Here is a 19,384-nt window from a genome sequence, read left to right on the forward strand (position 1 = left end):
CGCGCTCGGCGTGGCGCTGGCACTCGCGGCCGCCATCTCCGTGGTCGGCCTCTCGGCGCGCCGCGCCTCGCGCTAGCCCGTGAGCTTCGGCGTGTTGTCCGGGCAGTACACGGGGACCCCGCCCGCGAGGAAGAACGAGGACTTCTCGGTATCGTAGCCGCCCTTTTCGCCCACGAAGCCGAGCACGTCTTGCAACGGCGTCCCGCCGCCGAGCTGGGCGCAGGCCTCGGTGATCACACCTCCGGCGTCGACGCCCTCGGGCATCGAGGCGCCGAGCTGATCGGTGAGCACGAGGAAATTGTCGCGCTGCTGCGGATCGACCGCCGCTGGCGCGGCGGGAGCCGGCGCAGCGGGATCACCCGGGGCCGGCGCCGGAGCCGGAGCGCCCGGCTCCCCTGGCGCCGGGGACGGCGCGGGCGCGGGACTCGACGGGGGCGCTGCAGGCGGGGCCGACGAGGGCGCTGCCGCTGAGGTGCCGGACGAGGTAAAGCTCGATGCGGTGCTCGTGGACGAGCTCGAGCTGTCGGCGACCTTGATCTGCGAGCAGCCGGCGATCGTGCACGCCGCGCCCGTCGCGAGGGCGAGGGCGGCGAGGCGTCGCCCCGCCCGGCGTCGCCGGAGCGGCCCGGCGCCTATTGCTGTGGCGCTCCCAGGTGCGGCGCCCTCGCCGTACGCGTCGACCATGTTCTGTCCCCTGCCGTCGATCATGACTCCGATACTAGCGATCTGTTACGGGTGGGGCAGAAACCCATTCCTGGGGCATCTCCCGGGACCGCGGTACCCGGGCTCGATGCCGGACGGGTCACTTGCGAAAGAATTTGCGCATGTCGGCGAGCATCGACATCACCTTGTCCACGTCGGCCTCGCTCTTCAGGGACTTGCGCAGCGCATCGGCGATGGCGAGCGGCGAGGATCCTCCCGCCCCTCCGATGCCCTCCCCCTGAGCAGTGCCCGAGCCGCCGGCATTCCCGCACGCGGCGGCGCCGGAGACCGAGCCGGGGCGGCCCTCGAGGTCGACCTCGAAGCGATCGCCCTCGGAATCCGAGCCGACACAGCGGACCTCTTCCTCCGGTGGCACCCCGGCCGCCTTGGCGGCGGCGACGTAGTCGTAGAGCTCGCCATACGTGACGCCAGCGAGCTTGAGCGTGAGTTTCATCGACAGCGGCATAGCCCCGAGCCTATGCGTCGAGACGCCCTCCGGCATCGGGGTTCTCCCCCAGCTTCGCCTACGCCCTGAGGTGGCTGCCCCGCCGCGGCCGCCCCGCCGTTCGCGCGGGGCCCGCTTCACCGCTATTCGCCCCAGAACACCCGATCCACGGCCTTGTGCCCGATTCGGGTCACCCGCATGTACTCGTTGAGGAACTCCGCCGAGTCCGAGTTCTGTCCCTCGGGCGAGCAGATCTGTGCGACTGCGGAGAGCACGGTCCCCGAGGTCGGCAGCTCATCTGTCGGTTTACCGCGCACGAGCACGAGGGCATTGCGGACGCGAGCGGCCATGAGCCACGAGGCGCGCAGCTCCTCGGCGTCGGTCTCCGAGAGCACCTCGGCCGACGCGGCCGCTTCGAGTGCTGCAAGGGTGGTAGTCGTGTGCAGGCCCGGTACTTTCGCGGCGTGCTGCATGGTGAGCAGCTGCGCCGTCCACTCGACATCGGCCAGGCCGCCCCGGCCGAGCTTTGTATGCGTCGCGCGATTCGCCCCGCGCGGGAGCCGCTCGGCATCCACCCGCGCCTTCATTCTCCGGATCTCGAGCACGGACTTTTGCGGGACGCCCTCGGCGGGATAGCGGAAATTGTCGATCATGTGCAGGAAGTCGAGGCTCAGCTCGGGGTCGCCGGCGCACGCGGAGGCACGCAACAGCGACTGCATTTCCCAGGTCTCCGCCCATTTCGAGTAGTACGCCCGGTACGAGCCGAGCGTCCGCACGAGCGGGCCGCTGCGTCCTTCGGGACGCAGGTCGGCGTCGACCTCGAGCGGCGGATCGGCGGACGGGGTGCCGAGCAGTTTTCGGACGTTCTCGCACACCGAAGTCGCCCACTTCACGGCGACGTCGTCGTCGACGCCGTCCGCGGGGCGGCATACGAAGAGCACGTCCGCATCGGAGCCGTAGCCCTGCTCGTGCCCACCGAGCCGCCCCATCGCGAGGACCGCCACGGCGGCGGGAGGAACGCCGTCATCCGGCAACTTCTCCTTGATGACGGAGGTGAGCGCCGCCTCTAGGACGGCCTTCCACACCTCGGACAGCCGCAGGCCGACCTCGGTGACGTCGATGAGGCCGAGGATGTCCGCGCAGCCGATACGGGCGAGCTCGGCGCGCCGCAGCGAACGGGCGGTCGCGATGACCTTCTCCGGGCTCGAGTGGCGCGCGGCCGAGGCCGTGAGCGCGCGGGCGATCGTGCTCGCGTCCTTCGACATCAGCTTGGGCCCCTCGGCGCCATCGGCGAGATCAAGGATCACGTTCGGGGCGCGTTGTAGCAGTTCCCGGACGAACGCCGAGGTGCCGAGCACGCGCATGAGGCGCATGCCCGCCACGTGGTCGTCGCGCAGCAGCCGGAGGAACCACGTGAGCTCCTGGTGTTCCTCGGAGAGCTTGCGATACGACAGCAGGCCGGCATCGGGATCGGCTGTGCCGGAGAGCCACTCCATGAGCGTGGGCAGGATGAGCGACTGGATGCGCCCGCGCCGCTGCGCGCTGCCGACGAGCGCGCGGAGGTGGCCCACGGCGTTGCGCGGCGCGCGGAAGCCCAGCGCCGCGAGCTGCCGTTCCATCGCCTCCGAGGACAGGGACAGCGCCTCGGCGTCGTACGCGGCGATCGAGTCGAGCAGCGGCCGGTAGAAGAGCTTCTCGTGGAGCCTGCGGACACGGGAGCGCAGCACGCGCAGCCGCTCCTGCAGCATCCCCGGCGCATCGCGCATCCCCTCGGCCCGCACGCCCGCGGCGCGCGCGAGCCAGCGGTAGCCCTCCTCGTCGTCCGCGGCGGGCAGGAGGTGGGTGCGCTTGACCCGCTGGAGCTGCAGGCGGTGCTCTAGGAGGCGGAGGAACTCGTAGGCGTCGACGAGCTTGCCCGTGTCCGCACGCGCCACGTAGCCGCCATCGACGAGCCGTGTGAGCGCCTCGATGGTGTTCCGCACGCGGAGCGTCTCGTCGCTCCGCCCGTGCACCATCTGCAGGAGCTGCACGGCGAACTCGACGTCGCGGAGCCCGCCGCGGCCGAGCTTGAGTTCGCGCTCAAGCAGCTCGGTGGGCACGTTCTCCTCTACCCGGCGGCGCATGCGCTGGACGTCGTGGACGAAGTCCTCGCGCTCGGCGGCGTTCCACACCCCGGGGGTCACGGCCGCGTGGTAGGCGTCGCCGAGCTCGAGATCGCCTGTCATGGGCCGCGCCTTGAGCAGCGCCTGGAACTCCCAGGTCTTGGCCCAACGTTTGTAGTAGGCGACGTGCGAGTCGAGCGTGCGGACGAGTTCCCCCCGCTTGCCCTCGGGCCGCAGTGCCGCGTCGACCTCGAAGAACGCGGCGGAACCGATCCGCATCATCTCCCCGGCCACGCGCGAGGTCTTGGGATCGGCGGGCTCGGAGACGAAGACCACGTCCACGTCTGAGATGTAGTTGAGCTCCTGCGCGCCGCACTTGCCCATCGCGATCACCGCGAGACGACTGTGGAACGGCTCGTCGCCGCAGACGTTCGCGACACCCACCGCGAGCGCGGCCGTGAGTGCCGCATCGGCGAGGTCCGCCAGCGCGCCGGACACGGTCTGGAACGGCACGGGCCGCTGGTTCTGCTCCACGCTGCCCGCGAGGTCGTGCGCGGCGATGAGCACGAGCTGGTCGAGGTAGGCGGTACGCAGCGGGTTGACGGCGTACGGCCCGGACACCCCTGCCCTATAGGTTCCCGGCGTAGTGAGGTCTTCGCTCGCCGTGTTCGGGAACTCTTCGGCGGTCTCGTCCTCCGTCGTCACACGCTCCGGAACGGCATCCACCTTGGACAGCAGGGCGCGGAAGAAATCCTCGCGGACGGGGAACGGATCGCGGAGGCGCGACCACGTCCCGGGGTTCGCGACGAGGTGGTCGCCGAGCGCCGTCGACGAGCCGAGAAGCGCGAAGAGCCGGTAGCGGAACGACTCATCCTCGGCGAGAGCCGCGGCCAGCGCGTCCCAGCCCAGGCCTGGCTCGAGCTCGCCCTCGGCGACCTTGTCCCCGAGCGTCTCCTGGATTCGGGCGAGCGTGCCGAGCGCGAGATCGGCGTCCGGGGCGCGCGAGAGGGACCAGAGGAGATCGACGGACTCCGCATTGGCCCAGCCGAGCCGCTCGAGCGTTGCCCCAGCGTCGCCGTCAAGGAGGCCGAGACGCCCCGGGCTGGGGAACGCGGGCCGGGCGGAATCGCGCACGGTTCGTCCCCTCGTCGCGTTTGCGGTCCTGCCCGTGCTCGCACCTCTGGCCGCGCCCTTGCCCGCTCCGTTGTCCCCGTCCCTGCTCACGCGTCCTCCCGACTCACAGGGCGAGGTAGCTGCGGAGCTCGAACTCGGTCACGTACGAACGGTAGTCATTCCACTCGCGGCGCTTGTTACGGAGGAAGAAATCGAAGACGTGCTCGCCGAGCGCCTCGGCGACGAGCTCGGAGTGCTCCATCTCGTCGAGCGCCTGCTCGAGGCTGCCGGGGAGGTCGCGGTAGCCGAGCGCGCGGCGCTCGGCGCGGGACATGTTCCACACGTCGTCCTCGGATTCGGGCGGGAGCTCGTAGTTCTCCTCGACACCCTTGAGTCCGGCCGCGAACATCACGGCGAACGCGAGATACGGGTTGCACGCGGAATCGGGGCTGCGCACCTCGATGCGCCGCGACGAGGCCTTGTCCGGGGTGTACATGGGGAGGCGCACGAGCGCCGAGCGGTTCGCACGGCCCCAGGTCGCCGAGGTCGGGGCCTCTCCCCCGCCGATGAGCCGCTTATAGGAGTTGACCCACTGATTGGTGATCGCGGAGAACTCCGGGGCGTGGTGCACGATGCCGGCCACGAACGAGCGCGCGGTGTCCGAGAGCTGGTACGGATCGTCCGCGTCGTGGAAGGCGTTGGAATCGCCCTCGAACAGCGACATGTGCGTGTGCATCGCCGAGCCCGGATGATCGCGGAAGGGCTTGGGCATGAACGAGGCGCGGACGCCGTTCTCGAGCGCGACCTCCTTGACGAGGTACCGGAAGGTCATGATGTTGTCCGCCATGGACAGGGCGTCCGCGTAGCGGAGGTCGATCTCCTGCTGGCCCGGGGCGCCCTCATGATGCGAGAACTCGACCGAGATCCCCATGGCCTCGAGCGATTCGATCGCGTGGCGGCGGAAATGCGGAGCGAGCTCGTGGACGGCCTGGTCGAAGTAGCCGCCGTTGTCCGCGGGCTCGGGCTCCTGGCCGTTGGTCTCGAGGCTGCGGAGGAGGAAGAACTCGATCTCCGGGTGGACATAGCAGGAGAATCCCTGGTCGGCTGCCTTGTTGAGCTGGCGGCGGAGAACGTGACGCGGGTCCGCCCAGCTCGGCGAGCCGTCCGGGTTGGCGATATCGCAGAAGATGCGCGCGGAGTGCTGGGCGCCGTCGTCGTGCGCCCAGGGCAGCACCTGGAAGGTCGAGGGATCGGGGCGAGCCACCGTATCGGCCTCGGAGACGCGGGAGAAGCCTTCGATGGACGAGCCGTCGAAACCGATCCCCTCGCTGAACGCGCCCTCGAGCTCGGCGGGGGCGAGCGCCACGGACTTGAGCGTGCCGAGGATGTCGGTAAACCACAAGCGCACGAAGCGGATATCGCGTTCTTCGAGCGTGCGAAGGACATACTCCTGCTGACGATTCATGTGCCCAGACTATGCGCTCAGTGTTTCGTCCGTGTTACGGACGCCATTACGGACACGCTTCCGCACTGGGTCCGGGTCCCTCCCCGCGGCCGGCGTCCGTGCGGGTGTGACGCTCGTTTCACCGCCCGCACCCCGGGTGGCAGGATTGGCGGTATCCGTCGGGCCGAAGGTGGGGGTCACACCGCCCCCTCTGCGACCCATCTCCGATGACGACGGACGCCACGAGAATCCAAGAGGAGTGTGCTCGATATGTACGGCGATACGGGAAGCAACGCTCCGCACGGGAGCGGGGAGACCACGTCCGCGAGCGGCGCCGATGCGGCGCAGTCGTGGCCGGGACTGCCGAAGAAGACGCGGGTGCAGCACGTGGCGCAGTGGAAGGCCGAGGGCCACAAGTGGGCGATGCTCACCGCGTACGACTACTCCACGGCGAAGGTGTTCGAGCAGGCCGGCATCCCCGTCCTCCTCATCGGCGATTCCGCCGCGAACACCGTGTACGGCTACGACACCACCGTGCCGATCACCGTCGACGAATTGGCGCCGCTCGTGCGCGCCGTGACCCGTGGCGCCCCGAACGCGCTCGTCATCTCCGACCTCGTGTTCGGTTCCTACGAGGCCTCGCCGCAGCAAGCGGTCGAGGCGGCCGCGGAGATCATGAAGCGGGGTAACTGCCACGGGGTCAAGCTCGAGGGCGGCGTCCGAATGCGCGAGCACATCCGCGCGATCACCAATGCCGGCATCCCCGTGATGGCGCACATCGGGTTCACCCCGCAGTCCGTCAACGGTCTCGGCGGCTATCGCGTCCAGGGGCGCGGCGAGGGAGCCGAGCAGCTCCGGGCCGATGCGCTCGCCGTTCAGGAGGCAGGCGCGTTCTCCGTGGTCATGGAGATGGTGCCCGCCGATATCGCCGGCGAGATCACCGCCGAGCTCGACATCTCGACCATCGGGATCGGCGCGGGCTCGGGCTGCGACGCCCAGGTGCTCGTGTGGCAGGACTTCGCCGGGCTCACCACCGGCAAGACCGCGAAGTTCGTCAAGCGGTATGCGAGCATCGCCGACGACCTCCGCGATGCCGCGATGTCCTACGCGGCCGAGGTCGCCTCCGGCGCCTTCCCCGCGCCCGAGCACAGCTTCTAGAGCCGCCACAGCCACAGCGCGAGAGTCGAGAGTCGAGAGTCGGAAAGAGCAGAGAAGCTCCGAATCGGGCCGAGGACACACGGGAATGGACGACAAGGCGAACATGGGTGAAGTGAAAGACGCGAGCGGGCTGCGCAACCCGTACCCGGCGATCGAGCCGTACGCGAAGGAGATGCTCTCCGTCGGCGACGGCAACGAGATCTACGTCGAACAGTGCGGGAACCCCGAGGGCAAGCCCGTCGTGTTCGTCCACGGCGGCCCGGGCGGTGGTTGCACCCCCGAGCACCGCCGGATGTTCGATCCGGACGCCTACCGGATCGTCCTGTTCGACCAGCGCGGTTGCGGGCGTTCCACCCCGCACGTCGCCGACGGCGCCGACCTCGAGACCAACACCACGTGGCATCTCGTCGACGACATGGAGGCCGTGCGCACCCATCTCGGCATCGAGTCGTGGCAGGTCTTCGGGGGCTCGTGGGGCACGACTCTCGCGCTCGCCTACGCACAGGCGCATCCCGAGCGGGTCACCGAGCTCGTGCTGCGCGGGATCTTCCTGTGCCGCCCGCTCGAGATCGACTGGTTCTACCGCGGCGGCGCCGCACACATCTTCCCGGACGAATGGGCCGGGTACATGGCGGTACTCGGCGAGGAGGCCGAGGGCGACCACCTCCGCACGTTCGCGGCCCCGGGCTTCGACCACGTGGCGCGCTACCACGAACTTCTCGGCTCGCCGGACCCCGAGACCGCGCTCCGGGCCGCGCACGCCTGGACGACGTGGGAAAAGAACACCTCGTCCCTGGTCCCCGAGAAGGGACCTGCCGACGATGCGGGCGTCCCCGAAACCGAAGCCGGCGCCGATGGTTCGGAGGACGACCGGTTCGCGCTCGCCTTCGCCCGCATCGAGAACCACTACTTCTTCCACGACGCGTTCCTCGGCGACCGCCCCTTGCTCGACGGCATGGACGCGCTCCGGGACATCCCTGGTGTGATCGTCCACGGTCGCTACGACGTCGTGTGCCCCGTGACCAACGCGTTCGAGCTCGCCGAGCGCTGGCCCGGGGCGGAGCTGCACATCTCCCCCGAGGCCGGGCACGCGATGGCCGAGCCGGTGACCACCCACCACCTCATCGAAGCGACCGACGCCTTCCGTCCGCAGCGGCGCCCGAGCGGCGAGGACTAGTCGGCCGGCCCGGCGGCGTCCGGGGCGACGTACGAGGCCGCGCGTTCGCGGGCGCCATTTGGTACTACTAGGGCATGGCTGCAGGCACCCACTGGGAAGTGGAATCCACGTTCGACGTCTCGGGGGACACCCCGCTTCCGGACCTCACTCTCTCGGGTGAGCTCGCGACTCGCGAGACCGTGGTCCACCGCCTCTCCGCCACCTACTACGACACCGAGGACCTCGTCCTCACGCGCGCGCAGATCACGCTGCGCCGAAGGGTCGGCGGCAAGGACGACGGCTGGCACGTCAAGCTCCCGGCTGTCGAGACTTCCGCAGGCTCGACGGGCCGCCTCGAACTCTCCTTCGAGCTCGGCGACGGCGCCACGGGATCGGCCGGATTCCCCGAGGTTCCCGAAGAGGCGCGGCACGCCGTCTACGGGCGCGTCCGCGACGCTCCCCTCGTCCCCATCGCCCGCGTCGACAACGAGCGGCACGAGACGATCATCGAGACCCGCAACGGCGAAAACGACGAAAACGGCGAGCACCCCACCGAAGCAGCAGCCCCCTTCGCCGAGTTCTGCGACGACCACGTCGACGGCTCCAACCTGCTCACCGGCTCCTCCACATCGTGGCGGGAGTGGGAGATCGAGCTCGTCGATCCCGATGCCGCCGACGCCGCATCGATCCTGGAGCGCCTCTCGGGCGCATGCACGGAAGTCGGGGCGGAACCCGCCGCGCTCGCGTCGAAGCTCCGCACCGCGTTGGGACCTCTTCCGGAGCAAGACCGTCCGGCGTCATCTCCGATCGCGGACATGCTCTCTACGGACGTAGAGCGGCTAGTGGCGGGCGACCCGGGCACGCGCCTCGGGCACGAGGTGGGCGTGCACTCGATGCGCACCGCGGCCCGCAACCTCCTCTCCACGCTGAGCACCTACACCGACGAGCTGCAGACCGCCGCGGACGAGCGCGCGTTGACGACGCACGCCGCCGACGGCGGGGCGGTCCCCCGCCCGGACATCGCCGGGACAGTCGACGAGCTCAGGCAGCTGCTGCGCATGCTCGGCAAGTCCCGCGATGTCTACGTGGTGCGCAAGCGACTCCTCGAACTCGCTGACGATTACCCGCGCGACCTGGTCCCGGACTCGGTGCGCACGCGCATCGAGCGCGAGCTGCTCCTCGAGGACGAGCGCGCGTTCGCGCGCATCGACGCGGCGCTCACCACGCCGCGGTACATCGGGCTGCTCGATGCCCTCGACATGATCGTCGCCGTGGCGTCCGATCCGGCGTTCGGCGCCGGGTCGCCGAGCGAGCGGGAGGTGCGCACCGGACGGCGCAAGGAAATCGTCACCGCAGGCAAGCCCGCCTCGAAGGCGGAGGCGCGCGAGATGGCGCTCAAGGGCGCCGAACGGCAGTTCCGCCGCTTCGACAAGGCGCGCATGCGCGTCGAGGACGAACTCGCCTCGCTCGACCTCACGCTCGCCCAGCGCGAGGAGCTCACGCACACGCTGCGCAAGCGCAACAAGGCTCTGCGCCGCTCGGCGGCGGCGATCAGCGAGAAGTCGACGCCGAAGGTCGTCCCGCTGCGCATGGCGAGCGAGCGTCTCCACACCGTTCTCGGCGACGTCCAGGACTCGGTGACCGCCCGGCAGTGGCTGCGGCGCATCGCCCGCCGCGCGGAGGTCGCCGGCGAGCCGACGTTCGGCTTCGGCGTGCTCTTCGAGCACGAGCGCGGCGAGTCGGAGCGGACGCTCGACGGCTTCGCCGAGGATGCGGCGACCGTGGCGTCCGCGTTCCGCGAGCTGCAGTCGACGCGGAAGGCGGCGCGCAAGGCCGCCCGCAAGAACAAGCGCGAAGACAGACGCGAGGACAAGCGCAAGGGCAAGAAGAAGGAGAAATAGCCGGCGCCGCGCTCAGTCGCGCCGCGACCCGCTGTTCTCCGGTAGGCCCAGACGGTCCAGGTTTGCCCGGGCTACTTCTCGTCCTCTTCGTCCCACGCCTTGTTCCGCTCCTTCGCGGTGGCGATCGCGTCCTCGGCGGCCTCGCGCGTGGGGTACGGCCCCATACGGTCGAGGAAGCCCTCCTGCTTACCCTGCGAGACCTCGCCGGTCGCGCTGTCGTAGTACCACTGCTCGTTCTCGGACACGGTGGGTCCTCCCTCTCGGCCGGTTCTCGAAGCGCGGGTCGCGCCTCGCCCCAGGCTAGCGAGTCCCGGCAGCCGCCGCCGGGACCGCGTCCGAGACCTCGTGGACCCGTCCGGCTCTCGGCCGTACCTCGGGAAAATTGGGGAACGAGTCGGCCGATAAGCCGGATTTTGTCGCCTCTCGGCGGACGACCATCCCTCTGGGCACACCGTCGCCGGGTACCTCGAGCGATCTACCCACGCACTCGGGCGAGCAGCCCTCGACCATGCGCGCAGCCGCACGCCCGATGTCTCCATCGCGGTGCGGCCTTCGATCTTGCTCCGGGCGGGGTTTACCGAGCCGCGGCGGTCACCCGCCGCGCTGGTGCGCTCTTACCGCACCGTTTCACCCTTACCCCCGCTTTCGCGGGGGCGGTCTGTTTTCTGTGGCACTGTCCCGCAGGTCACCCTGGGTTGCCGTTAGCAACCGCCCTGCTCTTCGGAGTCCGGACTTTCCTCGACGCAGGCCCTCCGGCAAATGCCGACGGTTCCTGTTACGCCGCGGCCGTCTGGCCGACTCGTTCCGCGTTATTCTAGGCTCTCGGCGGCCGCGTGAACATTCGAGGACTCCCCGCTCGCTCACGCCTGCGGCCGAGCTCCACGGTCATCGCGCAGGTGCGCGGTCGAGTTGACGAGGTGGACGCTGCTCTGCCCGTCGGAGTAGCGGCGCAGCTCGGAGATCTGCGCGAGGTCGAGGTGGAGCCGGTATGCGAACTCGGGACCACCGGCAAGCGCGTCGCGGAGTACGAGCTTGATCGGGGTCACGTGGCTCACGATCACGAGCGTGCCGCCGGCAGCGCGCTCGGACAACTCCGCGAGCGCCGGCAGGACGCGCGCGGCAACGGCGTCGAAGGACTCCCCTCCGGGCGCCGCGAGCGAGGGGTCGCCGAGCCACGCGGAGTGATGGCCGGGATCCCGCTCGCGCGCCTCGGCGAACGTGAGCCCCTCCCACTCTCCGAAATCGGTCTCGATGAATCGCTCGTCGACGTGGAGCGGAGCCCCCGTGGACTCGGCGAGGCGACGGGCCGTGCCGAGGCAGCGCCGCAGCGGGGAGCTGACGACGGCCCGGATATCGGTACCTCCGGCGTCACAGGGGGTTGCCGATTCTTCCCGTATGACGGCGGACGTCGCCTCCGCCTGGCGCTCCCCGAGCGCGGTGAGCTCGGGATCGCCGTGGCCGGAGAAGCGCCGGTCGATCGACATCGCGGTCTGGCCGTGACGCGCGAGGAGGATCTTGGTCATCGTGGCGGTGCCGGCGACCCAGCCGCCGGCGTGCTCGCCCTGTCCGCGGCTCACTCGGTCCCCGCGGGACGCACGAGGATCGCGCGGCACTCGGGGCAGTGGACGACCTCGTCGAGCGGGAATGAGGCGATCTCTGCGACCGAGCTGCGGGCGAGTTCCATGTGGCAGGCCCCGCAGCGCCCGCCCGCGAGGAGGCCGGCGCCCGCGCCGCGCTCGGCGGCGATGGACTCGTAGTCGGCGAAGAGCTCGGCGGGGATCTTCTCCACCAGTTCCGCGCGGCGGTGCTGGGTGGAGCCGAGCGAGGCGCCGAGATCGTCCAATGCGTGGAGGCGGGTGATCTCGGCGGTCGCGATGCGCGAATCGAGTTCGTCGAGGAGCGCCCCGTGGTGGGCGACGTCCGCGGCTGCCGCATCACGCTCGTCCGTGAGATCGGCGAGCGCCTGGTCGGTCTCCTCGATGAGCCTGCGGACAGCGCCCTTCTCGTTGGCGAGCTCGCGGCGGTCCCCCGCCGAGCTGCCGGCACCGAGCTCGGTGGCATCGGCGCGTGCGGCGCGCTTGTCCAGCGACTGGCGGTCGCCGACGAGGCGGGAGCGGGCGCGGTCGACGTCCTCGAGCCTGATACGCGCGCGGGCAGCGCCCCCGGCGGCGGCGGTGCGCTCGGCGCGGAGCTCGTCGAGCGTCTCCTGCTCCGGCAGGTGCCGGTCGCGGTGGCGGAGGCCGGCGATGCGCGCGTCGAGCTCGGCGATCTCGACGAGGAGTCGCTGGGTCTCGATCGGTGCCTTCATCAGTGCATCTCCTCGCTCGTGCGTGCCGCCGGCTCACACTATTTTCGGTTCGATTCGGAACGGTTCTATCCGAAACGGCCTGCCCTGGGAGATTACCGCGCGGTGGGCTCGTGGATGGTCCATGGGTCGGTGCTGCGCCCGATGGTCTCGGCATCGACGCCGAGCTCGTTTCGGAGCAGGTCCGCCGCCTGCGCGCACCACGGGAACTCGGCGGCCCAGTGCGGGACGTCGAGGAGCGCCGGCGGGCCGAGGCGGAGGTGCTCGTCGACGGGGTGATGCCGGAGGTCGCCGGTAATGTAGAGGTCCGCTCCCGCAGCTCGGGCGGCACCGAGGTGGGAGTCCCCGGCACCGGAGCACACCGCGATCCTGCGCACGGGCATGTCGGGGTCGCCGGCCGCGCGGATCCCGCCGACGGTCGCGGGGAGCCTGTCGGCGAAATCGCGTGCGAGCTCGGCGAGCGTGCGCGCCTCCGGGAGTTCGCAGATTCGCCCGAGTCCGGCGGACCGGTCCCCCGGCGCTGGGGCCGCGTGCGAGACAAACACGTCGTAGGCGGGGATCTCGTAGGGGTGGGCCTCGAGGAAAGCCGCGCGCACGGACTCGCGGAGCGTCGCCGGGGCGAGTACCTCGGCGCGGATCTCCGTGAGCCTCTCGGGCGCGCCGACATTGCCGATGGTCGGGTTGGTGCCCTCGCCCGGCAGGAAGCGGCCCTCTCCCGCGGAGGTGAAGGCGCAGCCGGAGTACCCGCCGAACTCCCCCGCGCCCGCGGCGAACATGGCCGCGAGCACGCGCTCGACATCCCCGGGCGGGCACGTGAAGACCCATTTGTCCGCGGTCCGGGGGTCCGCGGGCTCGAGCGGGGCGCCGGGGACGAGACCGAGGAACTCGCACAGCGCGTCGTTGACACCGGGTCGCGCCGAATCGGCGTTGGTGTGGGCGGCATAGAGGGCGCAGCCGGAGCGGATGAGGCGGTGGATGAGCCGCCCCTTGGGAGTGTCCGCAGCGACGGTTTTCGCTCCCCGCATGAGCGGCGGGTGGTGGACGAGGAGGAGCTGGGCGCCGTCGGCGATCGCGTCGTCGACGACCTCGTCGGTGGCGTCGACGGCCACGCGGACCACCTCGACGCGTTCCGCGCGTTCGCCGGCGACGAGTCCGACCGCGTCCCAGGACTCCGCCAGCGCGGGCGGGTACGCGGATTCGAGGACATCGACGATGTCGCCGAGCGTCGGCGCAGTGGTTCCCGCATCGTCCGCCGTGTTGTCCTTCATGCGATCGTCCGCGCTGCTACCTGCGCGGTTCCCGCCCGATTGTCCCGAACCCGTCGTTCTCTCGTCGCTCACCCAAGACCTCCTGGAATGTCTCTCGGCCGGTCGTTTCCGACCGCTGGATCGCTATCGACCGGACAGCTCCCGCATGGATTCCCGCCACGCCGTTATCAGCCGTTCTACCTGCTCCGGCGGCCGTACTGCCAGCCGGAGGTGGCCGCCCGACCGGGGACGGTCGAGGCCGGGGAACGTATCGCAGCGGCGGACGGCGACGCCGCGAGCGACGAGAGCGGCGTGGAGGGACGGCGCGGGGACTCCGGCGGGCGTCGTCACGAGGAAGAAGGGCGCGCTCGGCGGGTGCGCGACGTCGATCCCCGCGTCCCGCAGCGCGGCGCCCATCGCCTCGGCCTCCGTGGCCGCTGCCTCGCGCTCGGCGGCGAGCCACTCACGGCCCGGTTCGCTCGTCGCGGTCTCGAGGGCGCGGAGTTGGAGGGATCCGAGGTGCCAGTGCGGCTGCCGCGCGGCCATGCGGCGGATCAGCTCGGGATCGCCCACGGCGTAGCCGACGCGGAGGCCAGCGAGCGACCACGTCTTGGTGAGCGAGCGGAGGACGAGCACGCCGGGCAGTCGCGCGCCGGCGAGCGATTCGGGTTCGGCTCGCGTTTCCGGCTCCGGTCCCGCGTCCCCTGGTGCACGCGCGAGATCCATGAACGCCTCGTCGACGACCGTGATCCCCTCACGGTCGGCGAGCCGCTCGATCTCGCTACGCCCGTAGAGGCGGGAGGTAGGATTGCACGGGTTGCCCAACACTAGGGCCTCTCCCTCGCGGAGCCCGAGCTCGGCCGGCGAACCGGGGAGGTCGAAGGGCGGAGGGAGGACCACGGCGCGGGCAGGGAAGCCCGCACGCCGCGCCTGGTGTAGAGGCTCGGTGAACCCGGGCATGAGGCACGCGAGCCCGCTCGCGCCGAGCGCAGGGAGCAGCGCGAAGCCCTCGGCCCCTCCGGCGAGGAGCAGCACCTCCTCGGGCTCCACGCCGTGCAGTGCGGCGATTCGGGCGGCAACGGCGGCGGCTCGCCGCTCCGGCGGGTAGGCGGCGATGGCCCCGAGTTCCTCGCGGAGCGCCTCCGCCATGAGCGGCGGCGGGGACTGGGCACGGACGTTTACCGCGAAATCGAGGCACCCGGGAAACAGCTCGAGGTCGCCGTGGAAGCCGAGCGGCGCCGCCGGCTCGTCTCCCGCTCCTGCGTACTCGGCTGCGTCGTCCTCTTCCGCGCGCCCTCGACCGCGCCCGCCCTCGACTTCGTCTCTCCACACAGCTCCCCAGCCTACGGCCACGACGACGGCAACCAGCGCGGCCCGAGTGTGTGCTCCGCCCCGGGCTGCCTCCACCGCGCTTCCGTACAGTGGCGAGCGAACTGCCCGGTTGGCGCGGGTGCAATACCCGGACCACCGATTCCGGGCCACCGATTCCACGAGCCGGAGAGGAAAGCATGAGCGAGCGCTTCCACATCGTCTTCGTCTGCACAGGCAATATCTGCCGCTCCCCCATGGCCGAGGCGATGGTCCGCGACGCCCTCGATTCCGCGGGCCTCGGCGGCCGGGTCGAGGTCGAGAGCGCGGGCACGGGCGGTTGGCACGCCGGGGACGGTATGGATCCGCGCGCCGCCGCCGAGTTGGAGTCGCTCGGGATCGATTCCGAGCATTCCGCACAGCAGATCGACGATCGGCTCCTCGGCGCCGACCTCCTCGTGGCCCTCGACTCCGGGCACGAGCGCGCACTCCGCCACGCCGGCGCGGACCCCGAGCGGATCCGGATGCTCCGCTCCTTCGACCCGGATGCCCACGGCCTCGACGTCGCCGATCCCTACTACGGCAGCGCCCTCGACTTCCGCACGGTGCGCCACCAGATCGCGGCGGCCGCGCCCGGGATCGTCGAGTTCGTGCGCGAGCAGACCTCCTAGCACGGTCCGCCTCCGCACACCGCCGACCGGCACGGGCGAGTTTCGGCGCCGGAGCGGGAGGGATACCGTAGAGGCGTGAATCTCAGGCGCTTCCTCACCCCAGGGTGGATTCTCGGCCTCCTCGCCGTGATCGCCTTCGCCTGGGCGTGCTTCTCGTACCTCGCGCCGTGGCAGCTCGGGAAGAACGACGATCTCAACGCGCGCAACGACAACCTCGTCGCCGCCTCGGAGACCCCGCCCGTGCCCGTCGCGGAGGCGCTCGGCGCCACGGATCCGTCCTCGTACGACTGGCACTACGTGTCGCTCAAGGGCCATTACCTCACCGATCCCGAGCGCGCGCTGCTGCTACGCCTTCGCACCGTCGACGGCGACCCGACCTTCCAATCGCTCGTCCCCTTCCAGGTCGACGGCGGACCCACGGTTCTCACGAACCGCGGCTCGGTCCCGGTGGGGCCGGGCTCCAGCGTCCCCGACATCGCCGCCCCGCCGGCCGGTGAGGTCGAGATCGAGGCGCGCTTCCGCATGGCCGAGTCCGGCGACGTCGAACCCGCGGACGTCGAGGGCGTGCCGACGGCGAAGAACATCGACCCCTCGAGCATCGAGGCGCTCCCGCAACTCTCCGGCGTCGACCTGGCACCCCAGTTCGTCATCGTCCAGCAGGGACAACCGGGAGCGCTCGGCCCCGTTCCGGCGCCCGGCCTCGAGGATGGCCCGTACCTCTCGTACGGCCTCCAGTGGCTCGCGTTCGGGATCATCGCGCCGCTGGCGCTCATCTACTTCGTGACGGCGGAGCTCCGCAATCGCCGCAAGCGCGGCATCCTCTCGGTTTCCCGGTCCTCGGGCTCGCCGCTACTCCTCGGCACGAGGGCCGGCGCGCCCGCGACGCCCTCCGCCGAGACGAGTTCCCCGGGCGAGGGCAACGCGCGGGCCGGGGACGACACCCCCGCCGGGGACACAGATCAGGTGGCAGGCGCGGACGCTTCCGCAACCGGCACCGATTCCGCGGCACCCGGAGAGCCCGGGAGCGACGCCGAGAACGCAGACGGCAGCCAGCAGGGCGAGCCGGCGTCCCCGCCGTCCGAGGCGTCCCGGCAGAACGCCGCGAGCTCCCGCTACGGCGATACGCGCACGACCGCCGAGAAGCGCCGGGCGCGACGCAACCGCAGCCGGATCTAGGCGCGCCGCCGGCGGGCACCCACCCAAAGCAATACCGTCGCCACGGCAGCCGCGCTCACGGCATCCTGCACCCGTCGCTCGAGCCGCGCGGCCCGCGCGATGTCCCCCACTTCGACGTCCCTGCCCCGCGGGTTGAGCTCCGCGCGCCATTCCGTCCGATATGGATAGGGGGTTCGCCCGCCGAGCCGCACCCCGAGCGCGCCCGCTGCACTCGCTTCGACGACCCCGGCGTTCGGGCTCGGATGCCCCGCCGCGTCCCTGCGCCACGCAGCGAGGGCCTCGGCCGAGGTACCGCCCGACATGTCGCCCGAACCGTCTCCCGCCGCCGCGGCCAGCGCGACCGTCGCCGCGCCGGCGAGACGGGCGGGAACGAGGTTGAGCAGATCGTCGAGGCGCGCGGCGGCCCAGCCAAAGTCTTCGTAGCGCTCGTTCCTGTGCCCGACCATCGCGTCGAGGGTGTTCGCCACTCGGTACGCGAGCACCCCGGGCACACCGGCGACTGCCGCCCAGAACACCGGCGCGACGTGGGCGTCCGAGGTGTTCTCGGCCAGCGATTCGACCACCGCGCGGGCCATTTCCGTGGCGTCGAGCTGCTCGGGATCGCGCCCGCAGAGCCACGGGAGGCGTTCGCGCGCCGAGACGAGATCATCGGCGGCGAGAGAGTCGCCGATCCCCGCGGCGACGCGGAGCAGCGAGGTCCCGCCGAGGCAGACCCACGTCGCGAGGGCCGTCCCCCCGGCGGAGGCGACGGGCGCCGTCATACGCAGTATTCCTTTTGGGGCGCTGCGAGCCTGCGCGTTCGACGCTCCCGCACGGGCCGGCCCACCGCCCAGGCGGTCGATCACCGCGCCGAGCCCGGCCGCGCCGCCGACGAGCGCCGCCACATAGGAGGCGCCCACGAGCCTGGCGCGCGAGGGGGCTGCGTCCCGCGGGTAGACGGCGGACTCGAGCCCTGCGGCGAGCGAGCCGAAACCGGCCACCGGATGGAATCTGCTGGGATCGGCAAAAGCCCTGTCCGCCAGCACGCCGAGCGCAATGCCCACGGCGCGGGAGAAGGGGTGCCGGTTCGCCATTCCCGCATCGTAGACGGGCGGCGACAAGGGTGCGCGCAGAGGGATTCGAACCCACGACCGCTGGTGTGTAAGACCAGTACTCTAACCGCTGAGTTATGCGCGCCGACGTGCGCTCGCGGCGCACAGCCCGGATGACCTTACCGCATCGCCTGCGGCACGGTCTCGATCAGCGCTTCGGGACGCTGCCCTTGCGGAGCGCGAGGCGGGCACCAGACCAGCCGCCGAGCGAACCGTTCTTCGTCTGCAGCATCCCGGCGGTTTGCGCCGACTCGGCGATCACGGCGGGCTCGACGTGCCCGTTTTCGCCGGTCTTCGGCGTGAAGACCCACACGCAGCCATCATCGGCGAGCGGGGACATCACGTCCATGAGCTTGTCCACGAGATCGCCGTCGCCCTCGCGCCACCACAGCAGGACGACGTCGACGACCTCGTCCGTATCGTCGTCGAGTAGTTCGGAGCCGACCTGGTCCTCGATCGCCTCGCTCAGTGTGGGATCGCAATCTTCGTCCCAGCCGACTTCCTGAACGACCAAGCCCTTGGTCAGTTCGAGGTTCCCCGCGTCGATATCGACATCATCGACATCGATGTCGCCGTTCGCGGTGCCTTCGGGATCTGCCGAAGCGGCCAAGACCATTTCCTCCTCGTGAAGGGCGCCTGTTGCGGGGCGTCCCGTGTTGCGTGTCGTCTTGAGTTGCCTGTTGCCGGTCGTCAGCTTCCGGTGAAGCTACTTCCGTCGATAAAACCCTACAGTGCCAACCTATAACGCCCGGGCGCAACGGCGAAGAGCCGTGACCGCCGCGCGCTCTCCATTGTGATCCGCGCTACCGTAGAACGTGAGCAATCTGTCAAGATTCTCGCGCCCAGCCATGCGCAGGCGGCCGCGCCGAGCGCACCCAACTCGCATGACGGCGGGGGTCCCCACACCCTCGGGGAACCCCGGCACGCCGGGCGCATCGTAGAGCACCCCACGATCGCGCACGATCGTGCGGTGGGCGCCCCGATCGGGACGCCCGCCGCCGGTCCACCTCGTAAGGAGAGACATGAGTTCGAACGAAAACGGCACCCGCTCCGGCGGGGACGCGGGCCCGGCCGGCCCGCCCAGCGCCAACGTCCCGGTGATCCGGGAGGGCGTCGCCTACTATCTCGCGGACTCCGATCCCGAGGAGACCCAGGAGTGGATGGACTCGCTCGACGGGCTCCTCGCCGAGGCGGGACCCGAGCGCGCGAAGTATCTGATGATCAGACTGCTCGAGCGGGCATCGAAGCAGCGGGTCGCGCTGCCCTCGCTGACGAGCACGGACTACGTCAACACGATACCCACCTCGCAGGAGCCCGAGTTCCCCGGCGACGAGGAGATCGAGCGTCGCTACCGCAAGTGGATCCGCTGGAACGCCGCGATCATGGTGCACCGCGCTCAGCGCCCCGGCATCGGAGTCGGCGGGCACATCTCCACCTACGCCGGCGCCGCACCGCTCTACGAAGTCGGCTACAACCACTTCTTCCGCGGCAAGGACCATCCCGGCGGCGGGGACCACATCTTCTTCCAGGGCCACGCCTCCCCCGGGATGTACGCCCGGGCATTC

At 70.7% G+C, this 19,384-nt stretch carries 16 protein-coding genes, 1 tRNA gene, 1 other RNA gene and 1 pseudogene; 6 read left to right on the forward strand and 13 right to left on the reverse strand.

Annotated features, from left to right (window positions below; translation table 11 throughout):
* Nucleotides 1-72 precede the first annotated feature (72 nt).
* The 4 genes from V7E05_RS10535 to glnA form a co-directional block, all read right to left on the reverse strand.
* On the reverse strand, nucleotides 73-708 hold the full coding sequence (locus V7E05_RS10535) for a DUF732 domain-containing protein (protein ID WP_333619613.1): 636 nt from the start codon (nucleotides 706-708) through the stop codon (nucleotides 73-75).
* Between the two features lie 94 nt (nucleotides 709-802).
* A complete protein-coding gene (locus V7E05_RS10540) occupies nucleotides 803-1,168 on the reverse strand; it encodes a hypothetical protein (protein ID WP_333619614.1) in 366 nt (121 codons plus the stop codon).
* Nucleotides 1,169-1,290: 122 nt separating this feature from the next.
* Nucleotides 1,291-4,473, reverse strand: coding sequence for a bifunctional [glutamine synthetase] adenylyltransferase/[glutamine synthetase]-adenylyl-L-tyrosine phosphorylase (locus tag V7E05_RS10545; protein ID WP_442891656.1), 3,183 nt, complete (start codon nucleotides 4,471-4,473; stop codon nucleotides 1,291-1,293).
* A gap of 13 nt (nucleotides 4,474-4,486) precedes the next feature.
* Nucleotides 4,487-5,827, reverse strand: coding sequence for a type I glutamate--ammonia ligase (glnA, locus tag V7E05_RS10550; RefSeq protein WP_333619615.1), 1,341 nt, complete (start codon nucleotides 5,825-5,827; stop codon nucleotides 4,487-4,489).
* A 249-nt stretch (nucleotides 5,828-6,076) separates the two neighbouring features.
* Here glnA and panB point away from each other — a divergent pair, with 249 nt between their 5' ends.
* The 3 genes from panB (at nucleotide 6,077) to V7E05_RS10565 (ending at nucleotide 10,021) form a co-directional block, all read left to right on the forward strand.
* A complete protein-coding gene (gene panB, locus V7E05_RS10555) occupies nucleotides 6,077-6,964 on the forward strand; it encodes a 3-methyl-2-oxobutanoate hydroxymethyltransferase (protein ID WP_333619616.1) in 888 nt (295 codons plus the stop codon).
* A gap of 103 nt (nucleotides 6,965-7,067) precedes the next feature.
* Nucleotides 7,068-8,141, forward strand: a complete 1,074-nt coding sequence (gene pip, locus V7E05_RS10560) for a prolyl aminopeptidase (protein ID WP_333619617.1) — start codon at nucleotides 7,068-7,070, stop codon at nucleotides 8,139-8,141.
* A gap of 74 nt (nucleotides 8,142-8,215) precedes the next feature.
* A complete protein-coding gene (locus V7E05_RS10565; RefSeq protein ID WP_333619618.1) occupies nucleotides 8,216-10,021 on the forward strand; it encodes a CYTH and CHAD domain-containing protein in 1,806 nt (601 codons plus the stop codon).
* 71 nt (nucleotides 10,022-10,092) lie between these two features.
* Here the strand turns inward: V7E05_RS10565 and V7E05_RS10570 are convergent, their stop codons facing one another.
* The 6 genes from V7E05_RS10570 to V7E05_RS10595 all read right to left on the reverse strand — a co-directional run bounded on the left by V7E05_RS10570 (nucleotide 10,093) and on the right by V7E05_RS10595 (nucleotide 14,905).
* Nucleotides 10,093-10,266, reverse strand: a complete 174-nt coding sequence (locus V7E05_RS10570; RefSeq protein WP_333619619.1) for an SPOR domain-containing protein — start codon at nucleotides 10,264-10,266, stop codon at nucleotides 10,093-10,095.
* A gap of 141 nt (nucleotides 10,267-10,407) precedes the next feature.
* Nucleotides 10,408-10,823: RNase P RNA component class A (gene rnpB, locus V7E05_RS10575), an RNA gene on the reverse strand.
* Nucleotides 10,824-10,881: 58 nt separating this feature from the next.
* Nucleotides 10,882-11,598: a histidine phosphatase family protein gene (locus V7E05_RS10580; RefSeq protein ID WP_333619620.1), complete on the reverse strand. Its 717-nt coding sequence runs from the start codon at nucleotides 11,596-11,598 to the stop codon at nucleotides 10,882-10,884.
* A complete protein-coding gene (locus V7E05_RS10585; protein ID WP_333619621.1) occupies nucleotides 11,595-12,329 on the reverse strand; it encodes a zinc ribbon domain-containing protein in 735 nt (244 codons plus the stop codon). The genes V7E05_RS10580 and V7E05_RS10585 overlap by 4 nt, the downstream gene beginning before the upstream one ends.
* Nucleotides 12,330-12,421: 92 nt before the next feature.
* Nucleotides 12,422-13,594 carry a Nif3-like dinuclear metal center hexameric protein gene (locus tag V7E05_RS10590; protein WP_333619627.1) on the reverse strand — a complete coding sequence of 391 codons (1,173 nt, stop codon included), beginning with the start codon at nucleotides 13,592-13,594 and terminating at the stop codon, nucleotides 12,422-12,424.
* Nucleotides 13,595-13,717: 123 nt separating this feature from the next.
* On the reverse strand, nucleotides 13,718-14,905 hold the full coding sequence (locus V7E05_RS10595; RefSeq protein WP_333619622.1) for an aminotransferase class I/II-fold pyridoxal phosphate-dependent enzyme: 1,188 nt from the start codon (nucleotides 14,903-14,905) through the stop codon (nucleotides 13,718-13,720).
* Between the two features lie 176 nt (nucleotides 14,906-15,081).
* Between V7E05_RS10595 and V7E05_RS10600 the strand changes: the two genes are divergently transcribed.
* Nucleotides 15,082-15,552, forward strand: coding sequence for a low molecular weight protein-tyrosine-phosphatase (locus tag V7E05_RS10600; protein WP_333619623.1), 471 nt, complete (start codon nucleotides 15,082-15,084; stop codon nucleotides 15,550-15,552).
* Between the two features lie 75 nt (nucleotides 15,553-15,627).
* Entirely contained in the window at nucleotides 15,628-16,728 is a 1,101-nt protein-coding gene (locus V7E05_RS10605; protein WP_333619624.1) for an SURF1 family cytochrome oxidase biogenesis protein, read from the forward strand.
* On the opposite strand, the gene V7E05_RS10610 is transcribed toward V7E05_RS10605, so the two are convergent.
* From V7E05_RS10610 to V7E05_RS10620, 3 genes are all read right to left on the reverse strand, one after another.
* Complete coding sequence (locus V7E05_RS10610; protein WP_333619625.1) at nucleotides 16,725-17,801, reverse strand: cobalamin biosynthesis protein CobD/CbiB; 1,077 nt, start codon at nucleotides 17,799-17,801, stop codon at nucleotides 16,725-16,727. The genes V7E05_RS10605 and V7E05_RS10610 overlap by 4 nt on opposite strands.
* A gap of 30 nt (nucleotides 17,802-17,831) precedes the next feature.
* Nucleotides 17,832-17,904, reverse strand: a tRNA-Val gene (locus tag V7E05_RS10615).
* A 63-nt stretch (nucleotides 17,905-17,967) separates the two neighbouring features.
* Nucleotides 17,968-18,387: a DUF3052 domain-containing protein gene (locus V7E05_RS10620; protein ID WP_333619628.1), complete on the reverse strand. Its 420-nt coding sequence runs from the start codon at nucleotides 18,385-18,387 to the stop codon at nucleotides 17,968-17,970.
* A gap of 454 nt (nucleotides 18,388-18,841) precedes the next feature.
* On the opposite strand from V7E05_RS10620, the pseudogene V7E05_RS10625 reads away from it, so the two are divergent.
* Nucleotides 18,842-19,384 (forward strand): annotated as a pseudogene (locus V7E05_RS10625) (pyruvate dehydrogenase (acetyl-transferring), homodimeric type); the annotation flags it as partial.

The organism is Dietzia sp., assembly GCF_036741115.1.
GTDB lineage: Bacteria > Actinomycetota > Actinomycetes > Mycobacteriales > Mycobacteriaceae > Dietzia.